Genomic DNA, 11,425 nt, shown 5'->3' with positions numbered 1-11,425 from the left:
AGCGCTCACATGAGCGATCACACCACCGCCATGCAGCCGGCCGCCGCCGGCCGCGACCGATGACATTGGGGTTCAGGCTAATGATGCAGGCACGTTCCGTGCGAAGGGGTTTGGCGGTGTTGGCCGCGGCGCTGTGCGCCCTGCCGGGGCTGGCGCTGGCGCAGGCCGCCGATCCGCAGCGCTGGCAGCTGAACATGGGCAAGGGCGTGACCCACACGTCCCGGATCGCCTACGACTCGCACATGATCGTGCTGTGGATCTGCGTGGTGATCGGCGTGATCGTGTTCGGCGCCATGGCCTACTCGATGTTCAAGTTCCGCAAGTCCAAGGGTGCGGTCGCTGCGCAGTTCAGCCACAACACCACCGCCGAGATCATCTGGACCGTGGTGCCGGTGCTGATCCTGATCGGCCTGGCCTGGCCGGCGACCAAGAACCTGATCAACATGTACGACACCCGGAATGCCGGGATGACGGTCAAGGTTACCGGCTACCAGTGGATGTGGAAATACGAGTACCTGGGAGAGGGCGTGTCCTTCACCAGCCGCCTGGACCGCAAGAGCGACCAGCTGCGCCAGGGCGGCGGCACCGTCACCGCCGCCGATCATCCGCATTACCTGCTCGACGTCGACAATCCGCTGGTGCTGCCGGTCGGCACCAAGGTGCGCTTCGTGATCACCGCCGACGACGTGATCCACGCCTGGTGGGTACCGGCGCTGGGCTGGAAGCAGGACGCGATCCCCGGCATCGTCAACGAGGCCTGGGCGAACATCGAACAGCCCGGCCTGTACCGCGGCCAGTGCGCCGAACTGTGCGGCAAGGACCACGGCTTCATGCCGATCGTGGTCCGCGCACTGCCGCAGGCCGAGTTCGACCGCTGGCTTGCGGCGGAGAAGGCGAAGCTGGCGCCGCCCGCGCCCACTCCGGCCCCCGCGCCCGCGACACCAGCTCCGGCCGCCCCCGAAGAGGCGGCACCGGCCGAGGCGGCGCCGGCCGCCACCGCGGATGCCGCCGCTCCCGCTCCCGCAAGCGCCGGCTGATCGCCGTCGTCCAAGACCCGCATTCCCCGAGGTAGGCCCATGTCCACCCATTACGAAGCCGTCGCCGATCCCCATTCGACCGATGCGCACGGCCACAAGCAGAGCTTCGTCGAGCGCTGGTTCTTTTCGACGAACCACAAGGACATCGGCACGCTGTACCTGATCTTCAGCTTCATCATGTTCATCGTCGGCGCCGGGATGAGCGTGATCATCCGCGCCGAGCTGATGCAGCCGGGGCTGCAGTTCGTCGATCCGATGTTCTTCAACCAGATGACCACGGTGCATGCCCTGGTCATGATCTTCGGCGGGGTGATGCCGGCGTTCGTCGGCCTGGCCAACTGGATGGTCCCGCTGCAGATCGGCGCGCCGGACATGGCGCTGCCGCGCATGAACAACTGGTCGTTCTGGATCCTGCCGTTCGCGTTCACCATGCTGCTGCTGACCCTGTTCCTGCCGGGCGGTGCGCCGGCCGGCGGCTGGACCCTGTATCCGCCGCTGTCGCTGCAGGGTGGCAGCAACGTGGCGTTCGCGATCTTCGCCATCCACATGATGGGCATCAGCTCGATCATGGGCGCGATCAACGTCATCGCCACCATCCTCAACATGCGCGCGCCGGGCGTGGACCTGCTGAAGATGCCGATCTTCTGCTGGACCTGGCTGATCACCGCGTTCCTGCTGATCGCGGTGATGCCGGTGCTGGCCGGCGCGGTGACCATGCTGCTCACCGACAAGTTCTTCGCCACCAGCTTCTTCAGCGCGGCCGGCGGCGGCGACCCGGTGATGTTCCAGCACATCTTCTGGTTCTTCGGCCATCCCGAGGTCTACATCATGATCCTGCCCGCCTTCGGCGTGGCCAGCGAGATCATCCCGACCTTCGCCCGCAAGCCGCTGTTCGGCTACCAGGCGATGGTGTACGCGACCGCCTCGATCGCGTTCCTGAGCTTCATCGTGTGGGCGCACCACATGTTCACGGTGGGCATGCCGCTGGGCGGAGAGATCTACTTCATGTTCGCGACCATGCTGATCGCGGTGCCGACCGGGGTGAAGGTGTTCAACTGGGTCAGCACCATGTGGCGCGGCTCGATGACGTTCGAGGCGCCGATGCTGTGGGCGATCGCGTTCGTGATCCTGTTCACCATCGGCGGCTTCTCCGGCCTGATGCTGGCGATCGTGCCCGCCGACTTCCAGTACCACGACACCTATTTCGTGGTCGCGCATTTCCACTACGTGCTGGTGACCGGCGCGCTGTTCTCGATCATCGCCGCCGTCTATTACTGGTGGCCGAAGTGGACCGGGCGCATGTACAGCCAGGGCATGGCCAAGTTCCATTTCTGGTGGAGCGTGGTGTTCGTCAACCTGCTGTTCTTCCCGCAGCACTTCCTGGGCCTGGCCGGCATGCCGCGGCGCATTCCCGACTACAACGTGGTCTTCGCAGACTGGAACCTGATCAGCTCGATCGGCGCGTTCGGCATGTTCCTGACCCCGTTCATGATGGCGTTCGTCCTGTGGCATTCGCTCAAGAAGGGCGACAAGGCCGAGGCGCGCTCCTGGGAAGGTGCGCGCGGGCTGGAATGGACCGTGCCCTCGCCGGCCCCGCACCACACCTTCACCACACCGCCGGTGATTCGCGACGGCGACCTGGCGCACGGCGACTTCGCGCACCTGGACTACGACAACGCCACCACCGGCGCCGACACGGCCGCGCACAGCAACCGCCGCGAGTCCTGATGCACAAGACCGGCGCCAGCAACGATCCCAGCGTCGCCGCCCGCCGCCGCGCCGTGGCGCGCACGGCGTGGATCGTCGCAGGCATCGCCGTGGCGGTGTACCTGGCCTTCATCCTGTCCGGCGTGTTCGGATCCGGCGCATGAGCGCGCCGGCGCACAACGCGAACGCACGCGGCATCGTCAAGATGGTCGCGGTGGCTGTGGCCGCGTTCGCCTTCACCTTCGCCCTGGTGCCGCTGTACCGGATCGCCTGCGAGAAGGTGTTCGGCGTGCGCCTGGAGCGCGGCCCGGCGGATGCGCAGGCGCTGGCCAGCGCGACCGCAAAGCCAGGGCGCCTGGTCACCGTGCAATTCGACGGCGGCGTGAATTCCAAACTGCCGTGGGGTTTCCATCCCAACGTGCAGACCATGCAGGTGCGGGTCGGCGAGCAGTACGAAACCAGCTACTTCGCCCGCAACCAGAGCGATCGCGCGATCGTCGGCAGCGCGGTGCCGTCCGTTGCGCCGGCGCGCGCGTCTGGCTACTTCAACAAGACCGAGTGCTTCTGCTTCACAGCGCAGACCCTGGCCGCGGGCGAAGCGCGCGACATGCCGGTCCGCTTCATCGTCGATCCCGCGCTGCCGGACGACGTCAAGACCGTCACCCTGTCGTACACCTTCTACAAGAACGATGCGCTGACCGCGGAACTGAACGCGGCCGGCGCGATTTCCCAGGCAACCTCCGGCGACGCCTCGCGCGCCGCACCCTGATCGAGAGCGAGACCAGACCATGGCCCAGGCCCACGCCGAACATCACGACGCCAACGTGTACTACGTGCCGCACGGCAGCCGCTGGCCGGTCATCGCCTCGGTGGCGCTGTTCATCACCATGTTCGGCTTCGCCAGCTGGCTCAACGAATCGAGCGTAGGCAAGCCGATGTTCTTCGGCGGGCTGGTGTTCCTGGCGCTGATCCTGTTCAAGTGGTTCGCCGACGTGATCACCGAATCGCTGCGCGGCTACTACAACAAGCAGGTCGACACTTCGTTCCGGATGGGGATGGTGTGGTTCATCTTCTCCGAGGTGATGTTCTTCGCCGCGTTCTTCGGCGCGCTGTTCTACGCCCGCCAGTTCGCGATGCCGTGGCTGGGCGGCGAGGGCGACGGGGTGATGACCAACAACCTGCTGTGGTCGGGCTTCTCGGCCGCGTGGCCCAGCAACGGGCCGGGCACGATCGGCGGCAGCTACCAGACGATCCCGGCCTGGGGCCTGCCGCTGCTCAACACCCTGATCCTGCTGAGCTCGGGCGTGACCGTCACCATCGCCCACCATGCGCTCAAGGCCGGCCGCAGGGCGCAGCTGCTGGTGTTCCTGGGCCTGACCGTGCTGCTCGGGGCGCTGTTCCTGTTCTTCCAGGCCGAGGAATACATCCACGCCTACACCGAGCTCAACCTGACCCTGGGCTCGGGGATCTACGGCTCCACGTTCTTCATGCTCACCGGTTTCCACGGCGCGCACGTGACCCTGGGCACGATCATGCTGGCGATCATCTGGCTGCGCTGCCTGAAGGGTCACTTCAACAAGGACGATCATTTCGCGTTCGAAGCGGTCGCCTGGTACTGGCACTTCGTGGACGTGGTCTGGCTGGGGCTGTTCCTGTTCGTGTACGTGTTGTAGCGGCGGCGCCGCTACAACCCCAAAGTTTGCTTCGCAAACTTCGGGCCCCACGCCAGGTCATCCAAACCCCGCGGCTTCGCCGCGCCCGCTTACTAAGGGGGCTTACCTCCGATTAGCGGCGTTGCCTCTGTAGGAGCGCCGCTTCGGCGCGACTGGGGAATCGGAAAGCCTGTACCGCGTGCGTGTCCTAGGCCGCTGCGGCGGCCCATGGGCAGTCGCAGCGGGGCGATGGTCGCGGAGCGGTAGCGCCGAAGCGGCGCTCCTGCACAAAGGCGATCAGGCCAATTCGGTCAGCCAGTCGCGCGGACGCAAATAGTCGTGTAGTCGCGCCTCGGCGCTGCCGGCATCGGGCGCGTAGCCGTATTCCCAGCGCACCAGTGGTGGCAGGCTCATCAGGATCGATTCGCTACGCCCGCCGCTCTGCAGGCCGAACAGGGTGCCGCGGTCCCAGACCAGGTTGAACTCCACGTAGCGTCCGCGCCGGTACAGCTGGAACTGGCGCTCGCGATCACCATAGGGCGTGTCCTTGCGGCGTTCGACGATCGGCAGATAGGCATCCAGGAATCCGTCGCCGACCGCGCGCAGGTAGGCGAAATCGCGTTCGAAATCGCCATGTAGGTCGTCGAAGAACAGGCCGCCGACGCCGCGGGTTTCGCCACGGTGCCTGAGGAAGAAGTAATCGTCGCACCAGCGTTTGTGTGCGGCATAACGGTCGGCGCCGAACGGTACGCACAGGTCGCGTGCCACGCGGTGCCAGTGCAGCACGTCCTCGTCGAACGGATAGAACGGGGTCAGGTCGAAGCCGCCGCCGAACCACCACGCGACCGTTTCGCCATCGCGCTGGGCGCGGAAGTGGCGCACGTTCATGTGCGTGGTCGGCAGGTACGGGTTGCGCGGATGCAGGACCAGCGACACGCCGACCGCGCGCCACGAGGCGCCGGCCAACTCCGGCCGTGCAGCGCTGGCCGACGGCGGCAGCTTGTCTCCGGAGACGTCCGAGAAGCCGATGCCGGCCTGTTCGAACACGGCGCCGTCGCGCAGGATGCGCGTGCGTCCGCCGCCACCCTCATCGCGTGTCCAGATGTCTTCGGCGAAGCGCGCGTTGCCGTCGGCCTGCTCCAGCGACGCGCAGATGCGGTCCTGCAGGCCAGTCAGATGATCGCGGACGGTTTCTATCCCGGGGAGGCGAGGCATGTCCTGCATTGTAGGGTCCGGGCGCGTTGCGTCTGAAGGCGGGGTTCGGCCGCCCGCGGGGGCGCCGGATCGATCCGGGATGCGGCGCGTGTAACCAGCGGCGGGTCGAGACCCGCACTACTTCAAGGTCTGCTCGAATAGTTCGTAGATCCGCCGGTACTCGTCGTACCACGCATCGGCATGCGAGAACGCATGCCGTTCCAGCGGATACGGGGCGATCGTCCATTTGTCCTTGCGCAGCTCGATCAGCTTCTGGGTGAGCATGACCGAGTCCTTGAAAAAGACGTTGTCGTCGATCATGCCGTGCGCGATCAGCAGGTGGTCCCGCAGGCCGTCGGCGTACTCGATCGGCGAGGATCGCCGGTAGGCTTCCGGATCGAGCTCGGGCGTGTTGAGGATGTTGCTGGTGTACTCGTGGTTGTACTGCGACCAGTCGCTGACCGGGCGCAGCGCGGCGCCCGCCTTGAACACGCCGGGCTTCTGGAACAGGGCGACGAAGGTCATGAAGCCGCCGTAGCTTCCGCCGTAGATGCCGGCGCGATCGCGGTCGCCCTGCCTGTTGGCGACGAGCCAGTCCAGCCCGTCGAGATAGTCCTCCAGCTCGGGCTTGCCCATGTGCCGGTAGATCGCGGTGCGCCAGTCGCGGCCGTAGCCCTCGCTGGCGCGGTAATCCAGGTCCAGGACGATGTAACCCTGCTGCACCAGCAGGTTGTGGAACATCTGCTCGCGGAAATAGTTGGGATAGCGGTCGCTGACGTTCTGCAGGTAGCCGGCGCCGTGCACGAACATCACGATCGGATATTTGCGGCCGGGTTCGGGCGTCCTGGGGCCGTAGTACTTGCCCCACAGAGTGCCGGCGCCGTGGCGCGAGGGCACCTGCACGATCTCCGGCTGCAGCCACTCGAGCGCGGCATAGTCCGGCTTGCGCGTGTCGGTGAGCGTGTGCACCGCGCCGTCGCCGATCTCGGTCACCGCAAGCTGCGCCGGTACGTACGCGGCCGACTTGCGCAGCAGCAGCGAGCGGCCGTCGGGCGACAGCACGAAGTTCTCGATGCCATCGGTGTTGGTGACTTCCGCCACGTCCCCATCGCCGTTGGCCTTGGCCGCGCACACCTCGTAGTGCCCGGGCCAGCGGCGGTTGCACAGGAAATAGAGCCGGCGACCATCGACCGACAGGGCCGGTTGCGAAACCTCCCACTTGCCCGAGGTCAGCGCCTGCGCCTTGCCGCGTTCGGCATCGAGCGTGTACAGCTGCGAGTAGCCGCTCTCTTCCGACAGCAGCCACAACGTGCGGCCGTCGCGAAGCCAGCCGAATTCGTTGAAGCCCCAGTTGATCCAGGCGTCGTCGTGCAGGTGGTGGCGCGGTCGCAGCGCCGAAGCGGCCATGTCGACCGTCGCGATCCAGCGGTCCTTGTTGTCGACCGCGCGGACCAGCACCGCGACATTGCGCGAATCCGCGCTCCAGCGGATCGACTGGCCGCCGCCGCCGTTGTCGGTCTCGATGCGCACGTCGCGGTTGCCCTTGAGCGGCTGCTTGCCGGCCGCCTTGCGCAAGGCGGCCAGCGGATCGACGGTGATGCCGGGCAACGGATCGAACTTCAGTTCGCTTGTCTTGGCGTTGGCCACGTCCACCAGCCACAGCCGATGCGGCAGGGGTGCATTGCGGCCGACCCTGACCCGGACTTCCTCGAACTCCTCGTAGCCGGATTCGGTCACGTACTTGGGCATCTTGCCGGCGGTGCCGGCGTCGGCGCCCTTGACGCTGGTGACCACCAGCAGCCAGCGGCCGTCCGGCGACAGCGCGCTGTCGGCGATCTCAACGTCCTTGCCCAGGTAGACCGGCGGCGCCGCGCGGGTGGCGTCGGCACGACGCCAGGCCTCGCCCTGCACCCTCGCGGCGTCGCGGCGCGCGCGATCGTTCTTCAGGGTGTCGATCAGGCGCAGCTGGCGATCGCGCAGGTCGTCGGCCTTGGGCGACTGCGCCGGGTCGTCTTCGGCCCTGATCGTCGCCGCCTGGGTGACGCCGCGGCCGTCCCAGCGGTACCAGGTGTTGCCGACGCGCCAGACCAGGGCGCCGTCGCTGCTCCACTGCGGCAGGGCTTCATCGTCATTGCTGCGGGTGAGCTGGGTGAGCGCGCCGTTGCGCAGACTGCGAACGAACACGTCGCCATTGCGGATGAACGCGCTGCGGGCGCCCTGCGGATCGTAGACGGCGCCGGGTGCGTCCAGGTCAGCTCGCGCGCTGCCGTCCATCCTGACCGGGGTGCCGCCGTCGATCGCGACCTGGAAGGTATCGCGAATCGTCGCCCCATCGCGCTTGGCGGTGTATTGCGCTGCCTTTCCGTCCCAGCGCCACCACACATCTTCGACCGCGGGTCCGATCCAGTCCGGGTCGGCCATGATCCGCTCCAGTGTCAGCGGCTGGGCGGGTTGGGCGAAAACGTGGCCGGCCAGCAGCAGGGCGGCGAGCAGGAGAAATGAGCGCATCGGATGGAGGTGTGTGGAAACCGGCGCAGGTTAGCAGGGGCGTGGGTTGGCGCTAATGCCGAAGGACATGGGGTTACTCTCTCGATGTGCGGAGGAACCCTTCTCCCTTGGTCGCGGCTATCGAAGCAGAGCTTTCGCCTGAAGGCGAGTTACTTTCTTTGCTGGTGCAAAGAAAGTAACCAAAGAAAGCACCTACTCGTGAAGTCAACACCGCTCAGGGGAGATGCGGTGCTGTCGCCATTTTCGGACTCGCCATCCATGGCTCGATCCGAAAACGGCCGGCATCCATGCCGGCCGCCCTCCGGGTGTCCGGATGCGGATTGCATGTGCAGTGTCGAGAAGATCAAAGACGGAGATCGGGCCGTCGGCAGCAGGTCGTCTGGAAACCGGGCTTGCCGGCGCCTTTGACTTTCGCAGTCCCGCAGCAGCTACCAGCACCCGGAAACCCCGGAGGGGCGGCGGCCATGGATGGCCGCCGTTTTCGGATCGAGGCAGGAGGCCGAGTCCGAAAATTCCTTCGCCACCCGCACGCCTTGAGCGACTTGTCGAGGAAGGTGCTTTCTTTTGGTTACTTTTCTTTGCACCAGCAAAGAAAAGTAACTCGCCGCAGGCGAAAGCTCTGCTCCTAAAGACATTACCCCGGACCCTAAGCAACCCAGCAGCAACGTCCATAGATCCCCCCGCCTGCGCGGGAGTGACGAGTCGGAAGATCTCCGATCCTCGACAAGCAATGGCTCGAAGGGCAGGCCGCGCGTCAGCCCCATCGGCCGTACCAGATCGGTACCCGCCCGGGTTCGCATGAGATAATCCTCCCGCGGCGTTCCCTCCGCTGCGGAGTAGCTTCGTGGATGCGCTGTTGCTCTCACGGATCCAGTTCGGGTTCGTCATTTCGTTCCACATCCTGTTCCCGGCCTTCACCATCGGCCTGGCGAGCTGGCTGGCCTTCATCGAATGGCGCTGGCTGCGGACCAAGGACGCCCTCTGGCGTGACCTGTATTTTTTCTGGCTGAAGATCTTCGCCGTGTCCTTCGGCATGGGCGTGGTCTCGGGCATCGTGATGAGCTTCCAGTTCGGCACCAACTGGGCGGTGCTGAGCGAGAAGGCCGGCAACATCCTCGGTCCGCTGCTCAGTTACGAGGTGCTGACCGCATTCTTCCTGGAAGCCAGCTTCCTCGGCGTGATGCTGTTCGGATGGAAGCGCGTGTCCGATCGCCTGCATTTCCTGGCCACCTGCATGGTGGCGCTGGGTACGCTGATCTCCACGTTCTGGATCATCTCCGCCAACAGCTGGATGCAGACGCCGCAGGGCTACACCCTGGATGCGCATGGCGTGTTCCACCCCGCCGACTGGTGGGCGATCGTGTTCAATCCCTCGTTCCCGTACCGGCTGGTGCACATGGTGCTGGCCGCGTTCATCACCACCTGCTTCGTGATCGGCGGAGTGAGCGCGTGGTACCTGCGGCGCGGCGTGCACGTGGAAGCCGGCAAGCGCATGCTGCGGCATGCGGTGGCATTCGCGGCGATCGCGGTGCCGCTGCAGATCGTCGCCGGCGATCTGCACGGGCTCAACGTGGGCGAGCACCAGCCGACCAAGGTCGCGGCGATGGAAGCCCACTGGCATAACGAAGGGGGCGGCCAGGGCGTGCCGCTGGTGCTGTTCGCGGTGCCGAACGAAGCGCAAGAGCGCAACGATTACGAACTGGCGATTCCAAAACTGGGCAGCCTGATCCTCACCCACACCCTGGATGGGGAAATCCAGCCCCTGACCGCGGTCCCGCGCGAGGAACGACCGCCGGTCGCGCCGGTGTTCTACGGGTTCCGGATCATGGTCGGCCTGGGCGTGGCGATGCTGCTGCTCACCCTGGCCTCGCTACGGGCGTGGCGGCGCGGACGCCTGTTCGACACACATACCCGAAGCGGGCGCTGGCTGCTCGACGGCTGGCGCTGGCTCAGCCCGGCCGGGTTCATCGCGCTGCTGGCCGGCTGGTACGTGGTCGAGATCGGACGCCAGCCGTACGTGGTGTACGGATTGTTGCGTACCAGCGATGCGGTGAGTCCGAACGTGGCCGCGGCGGCCGTGCTGTCCTCGCTGATCGTGTACGCCGCGGCCTATGCCTTCATTTTCGGGGCAGGCGTCTGGTACCTGCGCAAGCTGCTCAAGATCGGCCCGGTGCCGCAGCCGCCCAAGGACACCGAAGGCGGCGAGAAAACGCCGGCACGGCCGCTGTCGCTGCCCGATGAGCCGGTGGAGGGGCGAGGCTGATGGAGTACTGGCTGCCCGTGATCTGGTTCGGCGTGATCGGCTTCGGCGTGCTGATGTACGTGTTGCTCGATGGTTTCGTGCTCGGGCTGGGCATCCTTGCCCCGTTCGCCAAGGACGAGCACGAGCTCGACCACATGATGAATACCGCCGCGCCGATCTGGGACGGCAACGAGACCTGGCTGGTGCTGGGCGGTGCGGGCCTGCTGGCCGCGTTTCCGAAGGCCTACGCGCTGATCCTCTCCGCGTTGTACCTGCCGGTGCTGCTGATGCTGATCGCCCTGGTGTTCCGCGGGGTGGCGTTCGAGTTCCGGTTCAAGGCCCATGCTTCCAGGCCGCTGTGGGGATGGGCGTTCGCGCTCGGCTCGCTGTGCGCGGCGTTCTGGCAGGGCGTGATCCTGGGCGCGGTGGTGGAAGGCATGCCGTTGCAGGAAGGCAGGTACGCCGGCGGCATGTTCGGATTCTTCAGCCCGTTCTCGATGCTGACCGGCGCTGCGGTGGTGTTCGGCTACGCGCTGCTCGGCGCCTGCTGGCTGATCCTGAAGACCGAAGGGCCGCTGCAGCGCACCGCACGCACGCTGGCACGTCCGCTGATGCTGGTGGTCGTGGTGTTCATGGGCCTGGTGAGCGCGTGGCTGCCGTTTCTCGACAGCCGGATCATGGCGCGCTGGTTCGAAGGCGGGAATTTCTGGTGGCTTGCGCCGGTACCGGTGCTGGTGCTGGTGAACGCCTTCGCGCTGTGGCTGGCGGTGATGCAGGACGGTCGGGACGCCAAACCCTTCGTCCTGACCCTGTGCTTTTTCGTGCTGGGTTTCGCGGGCCTGGTGTTCGGGATCTGGCCTTACCTGGTGCCGCCGGCGCTGACCATCTGGCAGGCGTCGTCGCCGCCGTCGTCGCAGGGTTTCGTGCTGGTCGGGCTGGTGCTGCTGTTGCCGGTGATCCTGGGCTACACGTGGTGGTCGTATCGCGTGTTCGCGGGCAAGGTCGCGGCGGATTCGGGTTATCACTAGCGCCTGGTGTTCCGGCACATCCGCTATGTGGCGGGTTTCACGCTTGCGTGGTTTCCC

General features: G+C 66.2%; 8 protein-coding genes and 1 pseudogene. 7 read left to right on the top strand and 2 right to left on the bottom strand.

The window, feature by feature from the left end; translation table 11 throughout:
* The first annotated feature begins 80 nt into the window (after window positions 1-80).
* From coxB to MC375_RS03295, 5 genes and pseudogenes are all read left to right on the top strand, one after another.
* On the top strand, window positions 81-1,037 hold the full coding sequence (gene coxB, locus MC375_RS03315) for a cytochrome c oxidase subunit II (protein WP_242101860.1): 957 nt from the start codon (window positions 81-83) through the stop codon (window positions 1,035-1,037).
* Window positions 1,038-1,076: 39 nt separating this feature from the next.
* Window positions 1,077-2,699 (top strand): annotated as a pseudogene (gene ctaD, locus MC375_RS03310) (cytochrome c oxidase subunit I); the annotation flags it as partial.
* Between the two features lie 65 nt (window positions 2,700-2,764).
* Entirely contained in the window at window positions 2,765-2,908 is a 144-nt protein-coding gene (locus tag MC375_RS03305) for a hypothetical protein (protein ID WP_242101859.1), read from the top strand.
* Entirely contained in the window at window positions 2,905-3,513 is a 609-nt protein-coding gene (locus MC375_RS03300; protein ID WP_242101857.1) for a cytochrome c oxidase assembly protein, read from the top strand. The genes MC375_RS03305 and MC375_RS03300 overlap by 4 nt, the downstream gene beginning before the upstream one ends.
* Window positions 3,514-3,532: 19 nt before the next feature.
* Window positions 3,533-4,417, top strand: coding sequence for a cytochrome c oxidase subunit 3 (locus MC375_RS03295; RefSeq protein ID WP_242101856.1), 885 nt, complete (start codon window positions 3,533-3,535; stop codon window positions 4,415-4,417).
* 276 nt (window positions 4,418-4,693) lie between these two features.
* Here MC375_RS03295 and hemF read toward each other — a convergent pair whose 3' ends face one another.
* Both hemF and MC375_RS03285 read right to left on the bottom strand, forming a co-directional pair.
* Window positions 4,694-5,611: an oxygen-dependent coproporphyrinogen oxidase gene (gene hemF, locus MC375_RS03290; protein WP_242101854.1), complete on the bottom strand. Its 918-nt coding sequence runs from the start codon at window positions 5,609-5,611 to the stop codon at window positions 4,694-4,696.
* Between the two features lie 117 nt (window positions 5,612-5,728).
* Entirely contained in the window at window positions 5,729-8,098 is a 2,370-nt protein-coding gene (locus MC375_RS03285) for a S9 family peptidase (RefSeq protein WP_242101853.1), read from the bottom strand.
* A gap of 844 nt (window positions 8,099-8,942) precedes the next feature.
* Here MC375_RS03285 and MC375_RS03280 point away from each other — a divergent pair.
* Window positions 8,943-10,361 carry a cytochrome ubiquinol oxidase subunit I gene (locus tag MC375_RS03280; RefSeq protein ID WP_242101851.1) on the top strand — a complete coding sequence of 473 codons (1,419 nt, stop codon included), beginning with the start codon at window positions 8,943-8,945 and terminating at the stop codon, window positions 10,359-10,361.
* Entirely contained in the window at window positions 10,361-11,368 is a 1,008-nt protein-coding gene (cydB, locus tag MC375_RS03275) for a cytochrome d ubiquinol oxidase subunit II (RefSeq protein WP_242101850.1), read from the top strand. The genes MC375_RS03280 and cydB overlap by 1 nt, the downstream gene beginning before the upstream one ends.
* Window positions 11,369-11,425: the final 57 nt, after the last annotated feature.

Origin of the sequence: Lysobacter sp. M2-1 (genome assembly GCF_022662495.1) — a bacterium.
GTDB lineage: Bacteria > Pseudomonadota > Gammaproteobacteria > Xanthomonadales > Xanthomonadaceae > JAKPBU01.
The sequence above is the reverse complement of the archived record's forward strand: the minus strand, read 5'-3'. Positions and strand labels throughout refer to the sequence as shown.